Annotated in this window: 17 protein-coding genes; 9 read left to right on the top strand and 8 right to left on the bottom strand. The window is 71.5% G+C overall.

The annotated features are described in order from the left end of the window. The first annotated feature begins 59 nt into the window (after positions 1 to 59). The 5 genes from ACZ6R6_RS32795 (at position 60) to ACZ6R6_RS32815 (ending at position 4,362) form a co-directional block, all read left to right on the top strand. On the top strand, positions 60 to 1,121 hold the full coding sequence (locus tag ACZ6R6_RS32795; protein ID WP_470099914.1) for an ABC transporter ATP-binding protein: 1,062 nt from the start codon (positions 60 to 62) through the stop codon (positions 1,119 to 1,121). Positions 1,122 to 1,212: 91 nt separating this feature from the next. Next, on the top strand, positions 1,213 to 2,010 hold the full coding sequence (locus tag ACZ6R6_RS32800; protein ID WP_470099916.1) for an ABC transporter permease: 798 nt from the start codon (positions 1,213 to 1,215) through the stop codon (positions 2,008 to 2,010). Positions 2,011 to 2,029: 19 nt separating this feature from the next. Next, a complete protein-coding gene (locus tag ACZ6R6_RS32805; protein WP_470099918.1) occupies positions 2,030 to 3,262 on the top strand; it encodes a sensor histidine kinase in 1,233 nt (410 codons plus the stop codon). After that, on the top strand, positions 3,259 to 3,852 hold the full coding sequence (locus ACZ6R6_RS32810) for a response regulator transcription factor (protein WP_470099920.1): 594 nt from the start codon (positions 3,259 to 3,261) through the stop codon (positions 3,850 to 3,852). The genes ACZ6R6_RS32805 and ACZ6R6_RS32810 overlap by 4 nt, the downstream gene beginning before the upstream one ends. A 192-nt stretch (positions 3,853 to 4,044) precedes the next feature. Then, a complete protein-coding gene (locus ACZ6R6_RS32815) occupies positions 4,045 to 4,362 on the top strand; it encodes an STAS domain-containing protein (protein ID WP_470099922.1) in 318 nt (105 codons plus the stop codon). Between the two features lie 39 nt (positions 4,363 to 4,401). Here ACZ6R6_RS32815 and ACZ6R6_RS32820 read toward each other — a convergent pair whose 3' ends face one another. The 6 genes from ACZ6R6_RS32820 to nucS form a co-directional block, all read right to left on the bottom strand. After that, entirely contained in the window at positions 4,402 to 4,983 is a 582-nt protein-coding gene (locus ACZ6R6_RS32820; protein WP_470099924.1) for a TetR/AcrR family transcriptional regulator, read from the bottom strand. Between the two features lie 313 nt (positions 4,984 to 5,296). Then, positions 5,297 to 5,920, bottom strand: coding sequence for a response regulator (locus tag ACZ6R6_RS32825; RefSeq protein WP_470099926.1), 624 nt, complete (start codon positions 5,918 to 5,920; stop codon positions 5,297 to 5,299). A 3-nt stretch (positions 5,921 to 5,923) separates the two neighbouring features. Continuing rightward, positions 5,924 to 7,120 carry a sensor histidine kinase gene (locus tag ACZ6R6_RS32830; RefSeq protein ID WP_470099928.1) on the bottom strand — a complete coding sequence of 399 codons (1,197 nt, stop codon included), beginning with the start codon at positions 7,118 to 7,120 and terminating at the stop codon, positions 5,924 to 5,926. Further along, the gene (locus tag ACZ6R6_RS32835; protein ID WP_470099930.1) at positions 7,117 to 7,959 is read right to left on the bottom strand and encodes an ABC transporter permease; all 843 of its coding nucleotides are present in this window, start codon (positions 7,957 to 7,959) and stop codon (positions 7,117 to 7,119) included. The genes ACZ6R6_RS32830 and ACZ6R6_RS32835 overlap by 4 nt, the downstream gene beginning before the upstream one ends. Before the next feature lie 277 nt (positions 7,960 to 8,236). Further along, on the bottom strand, positions 8,237 to 9,079 hold the full coding sequence (locus ACZ6R6_RS32840) for an ABC transporter ATP-binding protein (RefSeq protein ID WP_470099932.1): 843 nt from the start codon (positions 9,077 to 9,079) through the stop codon (positions 8,237 to 8,239). Between the two features lie 159 nt (positions 9,080 to 9,238). Beyond that, the gene (nucS, locus tag ACZ6R6_RS32845; protein WP_306856436.1) at positions 9,239 to 9,898 is read right to left on the bottom strand and encodes an endonuclease NucS; all 660 of its coding nucleotides are present in this window, start codon (positions 9,896 to 9,898) and stop codon (positions 9,239 to 9,241) included. An 87-nt stretch (positions 9,899 to 9,985) separates the two neighbouring features. Between nucS and ACZ6R6_RS32850 the strand changes: the two genes are divergently transcribed. The 3 genes from ACZ6R6_RS32850 (at position 9,986) to ACZ6R6_RS32860 (ending at position 12,556) form a co-directional block, all read left to right on the top strand. Then, on the top strand, positions 9,986 to 11,452 hold the full coding sequence (locus ACZ6R6_RS32850; protein ID WP_470099935.1) for a 3-hydroxyacyl-CoA dehydrogenase family protein: 1,467 nt from the start codon (positions 9,986 to 9,988) through the stop codon (positions 11,450 to 11,452). Between the two features lie 20 nt (positions 11,453 to 11,472). After that, positions 11,473 to 11,772, top strand: coding sequence for an ATP/GTP-binding protein (locus ACZ6R6_RS32855; protein WP_470099937.1), 300 nt, complete (start codon positions 11,473 to 11,475; stop codon positions 11,770 to 11,772). 70 nt (positions 11,773 to 11,842) lie between these two features. After that, on the top strand, positions 11,843 to 12,556 hold the full coding sequence (locus tag ACZ6R6_RS32860; RefSeq protein ID WP_470099939.1) for an alpha/beta hydrolase: 714 nt from the start codon (positions 11,843 to 11,845) through the stop codon (positions 12,554 to 12,556). 191 nt (positions 12,557 to 12,747) lie between these two features. Here ACZ6R6_RS32860 and ACZ6R6_RS32865 read toward each other — a convergent pair whose 3' ends face one another. Further along, positions 12,748 to 13,824, bottom strand: coding sequence for an RNA-guided endonuclease InsQ/TnpB family protein (locus ACZ6R6_RS32865; RefSeq protein WP_470099941.1), 1,077 nt, complete (start codon positions 13,822 to 13,824; stop codon positions 12,748 to 12,750). A gap of 139 nt (positions 13,825 to 13,963) precedes the next feature. Here ACZ6R6_RS32865 and ACZ6R6_RS32870 point away from each other — a divergent pair, with 139 nt between their 5' ends. Next, on the top strand, positions 13,964 to 14,755 hold the full coding sequence (locus ACZ6R6_RS32870; protein ID WP_470099943.1) for an alpha/beta fold hydrolase: 792 nt from the start codon (positions 13,964 to 13,966) through the stop codon (positions 14,753 to 14,755). Here ACZ6R6_RS32870 and ACZ6R6_RS32875 read toward each other — a convergent pair. After that, positions 14,715 to 15,980: an AI-2E family transporter gene (locus tag ACZ6R6_RS32875; protein ID WP_470099944.1), complete on the bottom strand. Its 1,266-nt coding sequence runs from the start codon at positions 15,978 to 15,980 to the stop codon at positions 14,715 to 14,717. The two genes, ACZ6R6_RS32870 and ACZ6R6_RS32875, sit on opposite strands and share 41 nt — an antisense overlap. Positions 15,981 to 16,046 lie beyond the last annotated feature (66 nt).

Consider the following 16,046-nt stretch of genomic DNA (forward strand, 5'->3'; position numbering starts at 1 on the left):
GGTCGTCCGGTGATATCGGCGACTACCTGCTAAAACAGTAAAACGCGACGATTGTCCGCATGAGAACAGCACAGCTCGCGGACGCGTCCGGCACCGGAGCCGCCGACCTCGGGAACGTGATCGAGGTCGGCGGGCTCCGGCAGAAGTACGGTGATTTCGAAGCCGTCCGCGGCGTCTCCTTCACCGTCGCGAAGGGTGAGATCTTCGGCCTGCTCGGCACCAACGGCGCGGGCAAGACCACCACGATGGAGGTCCTGGAGGGCTTCCGGCCCGCCACCGCCGGCACGGTCCGGGTGCTCGGCCTCGACCCGGTCGGCCAGCACCGCCTGCTCCGGCCCCGGGTCGGGATCATGCTGCAGGAGGGCGGCTTCCTCGGCGACCTCACCGTGGCCGAGACCGTGAGTCTGTGGAAGGGGTTGAGCGAGGACGCCGGCCGCCCGGTCACGCTGGCCGGCAGCACCGCGCTGCCCGGGGGCTTCAACCTCCTGGGCCGGGTCAGGGGCGTGGACCGGGCGACCATGGGGGCGCTGGAGCTGGTCGGCCTGGAGAGCAAGGCCAGGACCAAGGTCCGGCAGCTGTCGGGTGGCCAGAAGCGCAGGCTCGACCTCGCGCTCGCGGTGCTCTCGCGGCCGGAGGTGCTCTTCCTGGACGAGCCGACCACGGGGATGGACCCCGAGGCCCGCCGCGCCACGTGGCAGGTGATCGAGGACCTGCGGGCCGGCGGCACCACGGTGCTGCTCACCACGCACTATCTGGAGGAGGCCGAGCGCCTCGCCGACCGGCTGGCCATCATGCACGAGGGCCGCATCCACACCTACGGGACGGTCGAGGAGGTGGTGGCCGGCTCCGGCGACACCATCGCCTTCCGGCTCCCCGGCACCTCCTGGACCTTCGGCGACCTGCCCGCCCCGGGCGGCGTCACCCCCGTCCTGACCTACGCCGACGGCGGCACCGAGGTCGCCTACACCGTCACCGGCGGACAGGCCGAGCTCCGCGCGCACGCCGCGCTCCGGCCGCTGCTGGCGTGGGCCGACGGGCGGGGCGAGGTCCTGCAACGGCTCGCCGTACGCCGGGGGACCCTTGAGGACGTCTTCATGCGCGTGGTGGGGGAGGGGCGATGAGCGGGGGCGTGCCGGGCGCCCCCGGCGTGAGGGCCGGCGGAGGGCGCGCGGTCATGTGGTGGACGGTCCGGACGAGGAGTGGTGAGTGATCATGAAGACCGACGTTCTGCACGCCGTACGGCTGGCGAGGCTCGACCTGACCCTGGTGGCCAGGAACACTACGGTGCTGTTCAACGTGCTGCTGCTGCCGCTCCTGATGGCCTGGATGTTCACCCAGACCCAGAACGGGGTGGACATCGCCGGGGTGCCCGGGCAGCTCTACGTGCTGACCGGGGTGCCCGGCCTGATGCTGGGGTTCGCGGTCTTCATCAACCTGGTCAACTCCTTCACGGCGCGGCGTGAGGAGCTGGTGCTCAAGCGGCTGCGCGGGGGCCAGCCGTCCGCGCCGGCGGTCCTCGGCGGCGCCGCCCTCGGCGCGCTCGCCCTCTATCTCGGGCAGGTGGTGCTGCTGGCGATCTGGATGCGGAAGTCCGACGGGCTCCTGCCGGCCAACGTGCCGATGCTGGTGGCCGCGGCCGTCCTGGGGGTCGTGCTGTTCGGCCTGCTGGCCGCCGCCTTCTCCGGGATCACGCCCAACGCCGAGCTGGCCCAGATCACGGTCCTGCCGGTGATCCTGGTCATGATGATCGGCGCGCCGGTGGTCTTCCCCTCCGACGCGCTGCCCGGCCCGCTGGGAGTGATCTCCGGCCTGCTCCCCGTGACCCCGGTCGTGGAGATCATGCGCACGGCCTTCCTCGGCGCCGACCACATCTCCGGCGGCGGCGAGGCGCTGAGCATGGCCGGGCAGTGGATGGCGGCGCTGCCCTCGTTCGGGCTCCTGCTGGCCTGGATCGCGGTGGCGGCCCTGCTGGCCAGGTGGCTGTTCCGGTGGGAGCCCCGGCACGGATAACGTTCACTGCGAAATGCTGATGAACACTGACGAAGAGCGGGCGGGGCGCTTGAGGCGCTCCGCCCTCCAAACGTTCCCCCGCCGCAGGAAGCGGACATCCGTCGAGCGGCTCCGCCGGTTCACCCTCTGGTCGCTGGCCACGGGCATACTCCTGGTCTGGCTGGGGGTCATCGCGGGGATCGCGGAGGCCAGGAGCGGCCCGACGCCCGTCCTCGTCCTAGGACTGCTGGGACTGGTCGGCTTCAGCGTCCTCTACGTGAGGATGGTGAAGGCCGCCGTCGCCGGGCTCGCGGCCAACCGCGAGCTCGTGGCCTCGGGCGCGCTCGCGGCCGTCCTCCTGCTGACCCAGGGCGGCGACCTGTGGGCCTGGGGCCTGGTGGCCCCGGCCTGGGCGGCGGGCGCGGCGCTGCTGCTGGGCAGGGTCGGCACGGCCGTCGTCACCGTCGGCGCGGCCGCGGCGGCCCTGCTGCTGGCATCGATCGGGGACGGCTACAGCACCGTCTTCGGCCACGCGGTGATCGCACCGTCCGAGGGCAAGGACCGGTCCGCCCTGATCGGCGCCTTCGTCGGCGCCGGGCTGGCGCTGCCCTGCGCCAACCGCTTCCAGCTCTGGTTCTGGGAGGTCGTCAGGTCGGCGGAGGAGGGCAAGGAGGCCCAGGCCCGGCTGGCCGTCACCGAGGAGCGGCTCCGCTTCTCCCGCGACCTGCACGACCTGGTCGGGCACAGCCTGTCGGCGATCGCGGTCAAGAGCGAGGTGGCGGCCAAGCTGTCGAAGGTCGACGCCGAGCGGGCCGCAGGTGAGATGGACGAGGTCCGGGGGCTGGCCCGGGAGGCGCTGAAGGAGATCCGCACGGCGGTGCGCGGCTACCGCACGGTCGACCTCGACGCCGAACTGCGCAGCATGACCGCGGTGCTGGAGGCCGACGGCATCCGCTGCACGCTGGAGGCGCCGGGGGAACAGGTGCCGGAGGAACTGGGCACGCTGCTGGCCTGGGTGGTCCGCGAGGGCACCACCAACGTGCTGCGGCACAGCTCGGCGACCCGGTGCCGGATCGCGATCGCGCTCCGCGACGGCACCGCCGTGCTGGAGATGACCAACGACGGCGTGCGGACGGTGGACGGGCGCGGCGGCACCGGCCTCATCGGCCTGTCGGAGCGGGTGGCCGCGATGGGCGGCACCGTCACCGCCGGCGCCGGCGGTGCGGGGGAGTTCAGATTGCGGGCGACGATCCCGCTGGAGGGGGTCCGGTGATCCGGGTACTGCTGGCCGACGACGAGCACCTGATCCGCGGGGCGATCGCCACGCTGCTGAGCCTGGAGCCGGACATCGAGGTGGTGGCCGAGGTCGCCAGGGGCGACCTGGTGGCGCAGGCCGTACAGGAGCACCGCCCCGACGTGATCGTGCTGGACATCGAGATGCCGGGGATGGATGGGCTGAGCGTGGCCGAGACGCTGCCCGGCCAGGCGGTGCTGATGCTCAGCAGTTTCGGGCGCCCCGGATACCTGAGAAGGGCCCTGGCGGCGGGGGTGCGCGGCTTCATCCCCAAGGACGCCTCCGCCGACGAACTGGCGACCGCGATCCGTAAGGTAAACTCCGGCGGACGCTATCTCGACCCTGAGATGGCGGCCTCGGCGATGATGGCGGGGGAGAGCCCGCTCACCGACCGCGAGCGCGACGCCCTTGCCCTGGCCTCACGGGGCGCCTCGGTCGGGGAGATCGCGGCCTCGCTGCACCTCACCGAGGGCACCGTGCGCAACTACCTGTCCAGCGCCATCACCAAGCTGGGCGCGAGCAACCGGATCACCGCCATCCACGCGGCCCAGGAAAAAGGTTGGCTTTAAAGGTATTTTCCCTCTGGTTTGGGGCAGGGGGAGCCCATGGTGGCAGGGAAGGCGGACACGGCACGCGGGGAGACCGCATCCCGCCGCCCGCCGTGAAATCGTGAAAACGCGTTGCGTGACCGTCCGCCCGCGGTAGCGCACCAAGATTACGTCCGGTCGCGTCCACCCCGCGGCCCGATCTGAGGAGGTGGCATGCGCGTCACCGGAAACCCCGGGGCCCAGGTGGTCAGTGTCGGCAACCGGCTCGACGTCGGCACCGTCGCCGGGATGCGCCCACGGCTGCACGAGGCGGTCGACTCCGGCAGCGGCGATCTGATCGTGGACCTCTCCGGGCTGGAGATGATCGACGCCACCGGCCTCGGCGTGCTGGTGGGCACGCACCGCCGGGCCCTCGGCGCCGAGCGCCGTCTCGTCCTGCGCGGGGTGCCGCCCCGGATCATGCGCGTACTGGCGGTGACCCGGCTCAACCGGGTGCTCACCGTCGAGGTTCACATGGCGGCGGTGGCCTGACGCCGGCGGGTCCGTGTCACGGAGTCCGGTACGGCGGGCTCACGTCACGAAGGACCGGTAGAAGATGTGCACGGCGGTGCTGATCAACTGCTTGACCGGGGGCGGGTCGTCGGCCAGTACCCATTCGATGAGCAGTTCCTGGATCGCGCCGATCATGCCCAGCGCCAGCAGGTGCTGATTGGCCTTGACCGCCTCCGGCAGGTCGAGGACCGCGGCCTCGATGATCTGGCTGAAGGCCGCCACGGCCTGCTGCCGTGACCGGGTGAGGCAGTCACCCGCCCGGCGCACCTCCAGATGCATGATCCGGGCGCGGCGCCTGTCCTCGGTGACGAAGCCGATGTATCCGGCGATGCCCGCCTCGACCCGGCTGAGCAGCGTGTCCGGCGCCTGGTCGATGGACTTGGCCACCGACAGCAGCGTCTCCTGCACGCACCTGTCGTGCACCGCCTGCAGCAGCTCGTTACGGCCGGAGAAGCACTCGTAGAAGGCGCGGTTGGAGATGCGGGCCGCGGCGCACAGCTTCTCGATCGTGGTCTCCGGGAAACCGGGGTCGGAGTAGAGCGTGTATGCCGCGGCGATCAATCGCTCCCGGCGCTCCGCCAGCCGCTCCTCTGCTGACATTCCTCTGTATGATCGCCCATTCATGTCAAGTCTCCGTCTCCGTCTCGGGCTTGACAAATGCTCGCTTTATCACTTCCACCTCATGATCCTGGCCCCCAGAATCCACCATTATGGGTGCAAGATCCTTTTTGCGGAAGAGTAAGTGTGCTATCGCTTACGTCCTCCATGCAAGAAGGTGAGAAGCCTGACTAGCCAGTCAAGTTCCTGCTGTCGGCGAGCGAGCGGGGCGAGACTGTCCGCGGATGAGCGGGGCGAGGGCGGCCCGGGCCGCCCCCCGGCCGGACCGCCGTCGGCCAGGAGAGTCGATCATCGCCTACCGGGTGAGGAGTCCCCGGTCCAGCGCCGTGGTCACGGCGGCGGTGCGGTCGGAGACGCCGAGCTTGCCGAAGACGCGCAGCAGGTGGGTCTTGACCGTCGTCTCGCTGATGAACAGGGCCTTGCCGATCTCCGCGTTGGTCAGCCCGTCGGCCACGAGGGAGAGCACCTCCGCCTCGCGCGGCGACAGCGACTGGCCCACCGGGGCCCGCATCCGGGTGACCAGCCGGGTCGCCACCGACGGCGACAGCACGGTCTCGCCCCGGGCCGCCGAGAAGATCGCGGCCAGCAGGTCGGCCCTGGAGGTGTCCTTCAGCAGGTATCCGGCGGCCCCCGCCTCGACCGCCCGCACGATGTCCTGGTCGGTCTCGTAGGTGGTCAGCACGATCACCCTGCTCCCCGGCCGCGCGGCGAGGATGCGCGTGGTGGCGCTCACCCCGTCCCCGTCCGGCATGCGCAGGTCCATCAGGATCACGTCGGGCCGCAGCTCTCCGGAGCGCACGACCGCCTCGTCCCCCGACGCCGCCTCACCCACCACCGTGATCCCGGGATCGGCCTCCAGCATCCCCCGCAGGCCCTCCCGGACCACCGGGTGGTCATCGACGATCATCAGACGCAGCACGTGTCACGCTCCCTGGTCGGGCCGGTCGGCGGGGAGGACGATCTCAAGGGTGGTGCCCCCGCCCGGAGAACTCGTCAGCCTGAGGGTGCCGCCCACCTGCTCCACGCGGGCCCGCATGCCAGGCAGACCGTACCCCCCGGTGAGGGCGGGGTCGAAACCGCAGCCGTCGTCACGCACCTCCAGCGTCACGGTCTCCGGGCCGTAGGACGCCGAGACGTCCACCCGGCCCGCCGCCGCGTGCTTGCGCACGTTCGCCAGCGCCTCCTGGGCCGCCCGGATGAGCACCACCTCGACGGCCGGTGGCAGCGGGCGCGGCTCCCCGTGGACGGTGAAGGCGGCGGCGATCCCCGTCTCCTCGCCGAGCCGGCCGGTCAGCCGCACCAGCGCCTCGTCCAGGGTGGAGCCGTTCAGCGGCGCCGGGCTGAGCGCGGCCACCAGCGCGCGGGCCTCGGCCAGGTTCTCGCGTGCCGTCTGTACGGCCAGCCGCAGGTGGCGGGCCGGGTCGGACTGGGCCTCGGCCGCCTGGATCAGCATGATGATGCTGGTGAAGCCCTGGGCCAGGGTGTCGTGGATCTCCCCGGCCAGGCGTTCGCGTTCGGCCAGTGCCCCGCGCTCGGCCGAGAGCCTGGACACCTCGGCCCGCTGGGCCTCCAGCTCCTCGATGAGGGCGGCCCGTTCCTCGCTCTGCTCCATGATCCGTTCCATCCAGACACCGAACACGGCCGAGAAGAAGATCACGATCGTGATGACGGTCATGAAGTTGAACGAATCGGCCCCGGTCTCGCCGGCCAGGAAATGGACGGCCGGGCCGGCGTTCAACGCGATCACGACGATGACCGCCCACCTGGCCCGCAGGACCATGAACGCCTGCGGGCAGAGACCGAAGAGGGCGAACGTCGTGGAGGACTCGATGAACGTCGCCGGGGTGAACAGGGCGACCATGACGACGAGATAGGCCAGGCCCCGCCGCCGGTTCTCGGCCAGGATCGCCGGCCGGCCGAGCAGGAAGTAGACCGGGACGATCGCGGCCACGAGGCCGGCGGCGAGATATCTCTCCACGGGCGGGAGATCGCCCGTCAGGATGAACAGCGCGGGCAGGAGCGTCGCGGCGACCAGGAGCAGCTCCCAGCCGCGCAGCGAGTGCCAGACGTGCGGCTCGGACGGGCCGGTGGGGCGCCCGAGCCGGACCGGCGTCCTCATCCGTCGCGGCGGCTCTTCCAGCGGAACGTCACCAGGCACAGCACCAGCCCTCCGACGACCCAGGCTCCCAGGATGAGGGCGACCCGGCCGAGTTCGTACGATTTCGCGAGCTCCAGTGTGGCACCGGCGTCGCCCAGGAAGACCGAACGGAAACCCTGGCACATCCACTTGAGCGGGAAGATCGACGCGATGTTCACCAGCCAGGCCGGGAGCTGGGCGACGGGGATGAACACCCCGGAGATGAACTGCAGCACCACGAACGGCATGGCGATCACCGCGCTGGCGCTCTTGCCGGACCGGGGCAGGCTGCTGACCGCGATGCCGAGCAGGGAGGAGCCGAGCACTCCCAGCACGAACACCCAGGCGAAGGTCAGCCAGGTGGAGACCGCCGAGGGCAGCTCCAGGCCGAACATCGCGACCCCGATGGCCAGCAGGATCACGACCTGGCAGGCGGAGATGACCAGGGTGTTGAGCGCCTTGCCGATGAAGTAGGAGGCGGCCGGCAGCGGCGTGCCCAGCAGCCGCTTGAGCGTGCCGTCGTCGCGGTCCATCGCGATGCCGATGCCCAGGTTCTGGAAGCCCGTCATCGCCGCCGAGCCGATCAGCCCGGCCACGTAGAGCTGGGAGACGCTGAGCCCGCTCACCCCCAGATCGCCCTCGAAGATCGACCCGAAGATCACCAGCAGGACGATCGGGAAGGCGAAGGTGAAGATGACCGCGTCTCTCTCGCGGAAGAACAACTTGGTCTCGAGCGCCGCCCGCGACAGCCCCAGTCGTATCGCGGAAGGCTGCCTGGCCGCGAGGGCCGGGGCGGGGGCTCGGGTGACGGTCTTGCTCACGGAATGATCACCTCGGGGGATCGATGAGGGCTGATGGGGGTGACGGCCGGCTCCCCGCCTGCCGCGTCGCGGTCCGGGAAGAGGCCGGTCGGAGAGCTCGGCGCGGCCCGGGGAGGGGCCGGATGGGGAGCTCGGCCCGGGAGGGGCCGGGCGGGAGGTCCGACGGACCGGCCGGGCGCGGTCCGGGGAGAGGCGGCGGGCCGGGGACGCGGTCCGGGAGGGGCCGGTCGGAGAGCTCGGGGAGCCGTCCGGGAGCTCGGCGCGGTCCGGGGTGCGGTCAGCGGGGATCTTCGACGAGCCGGAGGTACACATCCTCCAGGGAGGGGCGGGTCACGGTCAGCTCGGGCACCTCGCCGTCGAAGCGGCGGGTCAGCTCAAGCACCGTCCTGGTCGGGACGTCGGTCTCCAGCACCCGGCGCTCGCCCCCGTCGGACCAGCTCACCGTGGCCTTGGCGGTGGCACGGCCGCCCAGGGTCGCCGGCTCGCCCTCGGCCACGACGCGGCCCCTGGCGACCACCGCCACCCGGTCGGCCAGCGCCTCCGCCTCGTCCAGGTAGTGGGTGGTCAGCACGATCGTGGTCCCCTGGTGGGCCAGCCCCTCGATCAGCTCCCAGAACTGCCGGCGCGCCTCGGGGTCGAACCCGGTGGTCGGCTCGTCGAGGAAGAGCAGCTCCGGGCCGCCGATCACCCCCAGCGCCACGTCAACCCGGCGCCGCTGGCCGCCGGAGAGCTGGCGGATCCGCTTGCCGGCCTTGTCGGTCAGGCCGACCTGCTCGATCACCTCGTCCGGGTCCTTGGGGTTGGGGTAGTAGCCCGCGAAGTGCCGCACGGTCTCCCGTACCGTCGCCTCGGCGATGTCGTTGGCCGTCTGCAGCACCACGCCGATCCGGGAGCGCCACTCGCGGGTCGGCCTGCCCGGGTCGGCGCCCAGGACGCTGACCTCTCCGGCGTCCCGGGTCCGGTAGCCCTCCATGATCTCCACCGTGGTGGACTTCCCTGCCCCGTTCGGGCCGAGGATCGCGAACACCTCGCCCGCGTTGATGTCGAGGTCGATGCCCCCGACCGCCTGCACGTCGCCGTAGCGCTTGGCCAGGCCCCGCACCGTCACCGCTGTCGTCATGTCTCAAGCGTCGTCCAGACGCGGCTCGCGCGGCACCAACGACCGGTGGAACCCCCTGTCCTCCGTCCGGAGGACAGGGATCACGCCGGCCGGTGGACACCGCCGGGCCGCGGTGGACGGGGCCCGGGGGCTGGAACGGGGCCAGAACCTGGAACGGGGCTAGAACAGGGTGTCGTTGCGCTCGATGCCCCGCAGCTCGTCGTAGTCGAGGGTGACGCAGCGGATGCCGCGGTCCTCCGCGAGGGTCCTGGCCTGCGGCGCGATGGCCTGGGCGGCCAGGATGCCGGAGACCGGGGCGAGCAGGGGGTCGCGGTTCATCAGCTCCAGATAGCGGGTGAGCTGCTCCACGGCGTCGATGCCCGCGCGGCGCTTGAGCTCCACGGCCACGGTCGCTCCGGCGTGGTCACGGCAGAGGATGTCCACCGGGCCGATCGCCGTCATGTATTCGCGGCGGACCAGCGTCCAGCCCGCGCCCAGCGTGGTGATGTGCTCGGCCAGCAGCTCCTGCAGGTGAGCCTCGACGCCGTCCTTGATCAGTCCGGGGTCCACCCCCAGCTCGTGGCTGGAGTCGTGGATGATCTCCTCCATGGTGAGCACGAGCTTCTCACCGGTCTTGCCGTGGGTCACCGTCCAGGTGCCCTCCTCCTCGCGGAGCTTGCACGGCGGGTTCATCCAGTTCAGTGGTTTGAAGGCCCGGTCGTCGGCATGGATGGAGACCGAGCTGTCCGCCTTGATCAGGATCAGCCGGGGCGCCATCGGAAGATGCGCAGTGAGCTTTCCCACGTAATCCACGCTGCATCGCGCGATGACCAACCGCATGAGCGCCAACCCTACCGGTGAGACCCCGGTGCCGAGGGCCCAAGCCGGTTTTGGGGTGGGACAGGCACCTCTGGGAGACTGGGCCGCATGACGCGCAGCTTTGAGAAGGTCGGAGTGGTCGGGCTCGGCACGATGGGCGCGGGGATCGCCGAGGTGTTCGCCCGCGCGGGGCTCGCGGTCACCGGTGTGGAGGCCGACCCGGCGGCGCTGGAGCGGGGCCGGGGCCACCTGGAGGGCTCCACCGGCAGGGCCCTGGCCAAGGGGAGGCTGAGCGAGGCCGAGCGCGCGGAGATCCTCGGCCTGGTGACCTTCACCACCTCCCTGGAGGACCTCGCCGACGCCGATCTGGTGATCGAGGCCATCCCCGAGGTCATGGAGTTCAAGCGGGCCCTGTTCACCGACCTCGACCGCATCTGCAAGCCGTCGGCGGTGCTCGCGACCAACACCTCCTCGCTCTCGGTCACCGAGATCGCGGCCACCACGACCCGGCCCGGCCAGGTCGTGGGCATGCACTTCTTCAACCCCGCGCCGATCATGAAGCTGGTCGAGGTCATCCGTACGGTGACCACCGAGGACGGCCTGGCCGGGGAGGTGGCGGACCTCGCGCGCAGGCTCGGCAAGACCCCGGTGACCGTCGGCGACCGCGCCGGGTTCGTGGTCAACCGGCTGCTGCTGACCTACCTCAACCACGCCGCCACGCTGCTGGACGGCGGCCTGGCCACCCGCGACGACATCGACGTCGCGATGAAGACCGGCGTCGGGCTGCCGATGGGCCCCTTCGCCCTGCTCGACCTGATCGGCCTGGACACCTCCTACGAGGTGCTGTGCGTGCTGTTCCAGGAGAGCCGCGACCGCCGCCACGCCCCCGCGCCGATCCTGCGCGAGCTGGTCACCGCCGGCCTGCTCGGCCGCAAGTCCGGCGGCGGCTTCCACCGGGACGAGGAGCCCGGCGGGCCGCCGGCGGACAAACCGTCGGTGGGTTCGGTGGCGGTGCTGGGCGAGGGGGCTCAGGAGCTCGCCGACAGGCTCTCCGCCGCCGGGTTCAAGTCCGCCTCCACCGAGGACGCCGACGTGGTCGTCGCGCTGTCGCGCACCCCCGTGGTCGAGCTGGCCGCGGGGCTGCCGCACCCCGAGCGCCTGGTCGGCCTGCACCTGGTCGGCGACGGGGTCGCCGAGGTGGCCTCCACGGTGCTCACCTCGCCCGAGGCCGCGCGCGCCGTGGAGGGCCTGGTGCGGATCGCCGGCCGGACCCCGGTGCCGTGCAAGGACCGGGCCGAGTTCGTGGTGGACGCGCTCCTCTACCCGTATCTGAACGACGCCGTGCGGATGTACGACTCCGGCTACGCGAGCGTCGAGGACATCGACGCGGCCATGAGGCTGGGCTGCGGCTACCCCGCCGGGCCGTTCGAGATGCTCGACGAGCTGGGGCTGGAGACCGTCCGCGACGGGCTGCGCGCCCTCTACGCCGAGTATCGCGAGCCGTCCCTGGCCCCGGCGCCGCTGCTCGACCAGCTCGTCACGGCCGGGGTGCGGAGCATCCGCGACCTGCCATGAGCCCTCGCAGAGCCCGCCGGATGAGCCCCTTCGACCGGGGCGGCAGCCGCAGTTCCTCCTCCCGCCCGGTCGGCGGGTCCGTGCCCGGGGTCGACCAGGTCGAGGAGTGGCCCGACGGCGACTGGCACGTGCGCCGGGTCACCGGCGCCGGAGCGGACAAGGTCTACCGCTGCCCCGGCTGCGACCAGGAGATCAGGTCCGGCCTGCCGCACCTGGTGAGCTGGCCGGCCTGGGCGGGCGGGGAGGACGAGCGCAGGCACTGGCACACCGCCTGCTGGCGCAACCGGGTCAAGCGCGGTCCCGGCCGGACCCGATACTGACAACGAACGCGTGGCGCCCGTCCCCGGACCCCGGTCCACCGGCGCCCGCTCACGAGATGGAGTGGGATACATGGAGATCCGGGCCTCTACGGTGCTGCCCGCGCGCAGGGAGCCGATCGAGCTGCACACGGCCGACGGGCTGACCCTCGTCGGCGAGCTGGCCCTGCCGGCCGACCGGCCCCCGGTGGCCACGCTGATCTGCCTGCATCCGCTGCCCACGCACGGCGGCATGATGGACAGCCACCTCTACAAGAAGGCCGCCAACCGGCTGCCCGCGCTGGCGGACCTGGCCGTGCTGCGGTTCAACACGCGCGGCACGACCTCCGACCGGGGCACCTCCCAGGGCGCCTTCGGCAAGGGGGAGCAGGAGCGGCTCGACGTCGCCGCCGCGCTGGAGTACGCCGAGTTCCACGACCTGCCGCGGGTCTGGCTGGTCGGCTGGTCGTTCGGTACCGAGCTGGTGCTCAAATGGGGTCACGACCCGCTCGTGGAGGGGGCCGTCCTCCTCTCCCCGCCGCTGCACCGGGCCACCGACGCCGACCTCGACGGGTGGGCGGCGTTCGGCCGGCCGCTGACCGCGCTGGTCCCCGAGTTCGACGACTACCTGCAGCCGGAGAAGGCCCGTGAGCGCTTCGCCCGGGTCACCCAGGCCGAGATCATCGGGGTGGACGGCGCCAAGCACCTGTGGGTCGGCGAGCCGTACGTGCGGATCGTCCTGAACGAGATCGTCCGGCGGGTGAACCCGGCCGCCCACCCCCTCCCCACGGAGGTCGCCGGCCCGTAGAGCCCCGGGGCGTCCGCGGAGCCCCGGCCGGGGCCGTCCACAGGGCCCTGTCCGGGGCCGTTCGCGGAACCCTGGCCGGGGCAGGGGGAGGGCCTTGACGGCGGAGTCGGCGCGACATCACAACCCGTTGTCAGCTTCTTGGTCCTGAAGGGCCAAGCTTGCAGCTCCTCACCATGCATGGGGTGCACGGTTCAGGCCGCGTCGATGGCAGCGTGACTCACTGCCCTACGACCGATGTTGATCGCAGCGTTATGGTCGGCGGGGCCAGCGAACCCGCAGCCGACGCACCGGAAATCGTCCCTGCTGGGACGGTTCTTCTTCTCGCAATGCCCGCACCGATGACAGGTGCGGGAGGTGTTGCGGGCGTCCACCAGCCGCACGGGCACCCCGGCGAGGGCGGCCTTGTACGTCACGAACGTGCGGAGCTGATGGAAGCTCCAGGAGTGCAGGTCGGCACGCTGAGCCTTACGAACCGTTACCCGGTCCCGGATGCCTTCGAGGTCTTCGAGGGCGATTCCGGAGCGGGTGCCTTTGGCTTTGCCGACTAGGTGTTTGGAGATGACGTGGTTGACGTCCCGGGCGAACCGGGACTCCTTGCGGCGGCGTTTCTTCAGCAGCCGCTTCGCGGATTTCGTGCCCTTGGCCTGCAGGCGTGCCCGAAGGGCGGTGTTGCGGCGCCGTACGGCCCGCACGCCCTTGCCGCTGTGGGCTTTGCCGGTGGAGTCGGTGGCGAGGTTGACGATGCCGAGGTCCACACCGAGCCACCCGTCCGGCTCGCCACCTCCCGGCGGTTCGGGGACGTCGATCACGACGGCGAGGAAAAACATGCCGTCGCGGTAGACCAGATCTGCCTGGCCTCGGATGCGGTTCTCCGGGCCTTGCGTCCACCGTCCCTGGTAGATGACCGGGATAAGGGTGCGGCCGGTCAGGGTGAGGATGCTGACCGCGTCGCGGCCTTTCCAGGTGAGGATGCGCGGGTCGTAGGCGACCGCCCCCAGCTCCCGGAACACCGGCTTGATCTTCTTGTCTCGTTTGTACGCCTCGCATGCTTTGGCGATGGAACGGATGGCCATCTGCGCCGACAGCCCGAACTCGTGGCGCAGGTCGGCGTAGACGAGCTTCTGAAGTGCGATTTTGTTCGCGGTCCGCTGCTCGAATGCGACTTCGGCGACCCGGTTGGCGGCGGCGTTGCACGCGCGCATCGTCGCCAGCAGCGCCTCACGCTGCTCAGCGCTCGGCGCGAGCTTCAACATCTCCGTCACCAACATGCATTGAACATATCATTCAATGATAACGCGCGGCACCGTTCCGCGTTTCCTCCCCGCCGTGAACGACGGGGCATCCACGCTGTAGATCTCGGTGAATCAAGGGGTGCCAGATCGCTGGTCCGCGATTACGGTGGACTGCGTGCACCTGTACACGCGATCGGCGGGCGAGGGACTTCCGGTCGTCCTCCTGCACGCCTTCCCTCTGTCATCGGCCATGTGGCTGGCCCAGCGCGAGGGGCTGAGCGCCGTCTGCAAGGTCATCACCCCCGACCTGCGCGGTTTCGGCGGCTCGGTGCTGGGCGACGACGCCCCCTCCCTCGACGTGATGGCCGACGACGTCGTGCGCCTGCTCGATCACGAGGGCGTCGACCGGGCCGTCGTCGGCGGGCTGTCCATGGGCGGCTACGTGACGATGGCGCTGTGCCGCCGTCACCCCGACCGGGTGCTGGGGGTGGTCCTCGCCGACACCAAGGCGGCCGCCGATCCCGAGGCGGCCAGGGCCAACCGCGAGCGCATCGCCGCCGCCGTGCTCGACGGCGGCACCTCGATCCTGGTGGAGGAGGTGCTCCCGTCGCTGCTGGGGGTGACGACCGCGCGGCGCAGGGCGATGGTGTCCGGCCGGGTGCGCGGGCTGGTCCAGTCGGCCCCGCCGAAGGCCGTGGCCTGGGCGCAGCGGGCCATGGCGGCCCGTTCCGACTCCCTCGACACCCTGCGCGGGCTCAAGGAGCCCGCCCTGGTGATCGTCGGGGAGGAGGACCTGCTCACCCCGCTCGCCGACGCCGAGACGATGGTCGAGGCCGTGCCGGACGGGCGGCTGGCCGTGATCGAGAAGGCGGGCCACCTGAGCGCGATCGAGCAGCCCGAGGCGTTCAACCGCGCGGTGGCCGGCTTCATAGCCGGGCTTGCCGGGGGAGCACCACCTCGCGGATGATCAGTGCGATCGCCGCGGCCACCGGGATGGCCAGCAGCGCTCCGACGATGCCGAGCAGCGCGCCGCCGAACAGCGCGGCGATCACGGTGACCGCCGGGGCCACGTCCACCGAGCGCTTCATCACGCGCGGATAGACCAGATAGTTCTCCACCTGCTGGTAGACCAGGAAGAAGATCCCGCAGGCGATGCCCAGCGTCCCCGACTGCAGCAGCGCCACCACGCTCACCAGCACCGCGCCGATCGTCGCGCCGACCAGCGGGATCAGGTCGGTGACCGCCACGACCAGGGCGAGCGCCAGGGCGTACTCGACGCCCAGGACGCCGAGGAACACCCAGCTGACCACGCCGGCGATCACCGAGATCAGCAGGTTGCCGGCCACGTAGCCGCCGATGCCGCTGATGATCTCGTCGCCGAGCGCCCGGGTCCGCTCCCTGCGGCTGCTCGGCACGAGCCGGAAGAGGTAGTCCTTGATCGAGGGCAGCGAGCCGAGGAAGTACAGCGTCAGGACCAGCAGCGTGACCCCGGAGAAGAACGCGTTGAACACCACGGCGCCCGCGCCGACCAGGCCGCCGGCCACCGTCGTGGCGAGGCCGCCGCCGGTGATGAAGTCCCCCGCCCGGGTCAGGATCTGGTAGTCGCTGTCGAGCTCCTTGAGCGTGGGGTTGGTGAGCAGTTCCTGCATGTAGCCGGGGACCGCGCCGATGAACGCGGTGATCTCCTGGCTCACCGGCGGGACGATCGCGAGCCCGAAGAGCACGAAGAACATGATCACCGCGCCGAAGACGATCGTGATCGCCCCGCGGCGGGCCAGCCGGTGCCGCTGCAGCGCCTCGACGGCCGGGTTCAGTCCCAGGGCGAGGAACATCGCCACCACGACCAGGACGATCACGCTGCGCGAGGTGACCAGGGCCTGGGCCAGCGCCCACGCGGTCAGCAGGCCCATGCCGGCGGTCAGGCCGATCAGGAAGGGGTTCTTGGCCAGCGGCTTACCCGGCCGGCCGTACGGCGCCGCGTGCTCCTCCAGGGCCTCCGGGAAGGCGCGGGGGCCCTCAGCGGCCCCGGTGGTCCTGGAGGACGGGGTGTCGGCCGCGGCGGCGTCGGACGGGGTGTCGGCGGAGGCGGCGTCGGACGGGGTGTCGGCCGCGGGGGCGTCGGCGTCCGGGGAGGTGCGAGGTCCCGGCGCGGGCGCCACGGGGACGTCGGCTGTCTGGGACGCTTCGGGCACGGCTGCTCCTAGCTCAGGGGTGCGCGCGAGCGCGCCGCGGGGTGCGCGGAGCCGCGCGGGACGGCG

This window comes from Streptosporangium sp. NPDC048886, assembly GCF_055586905.1.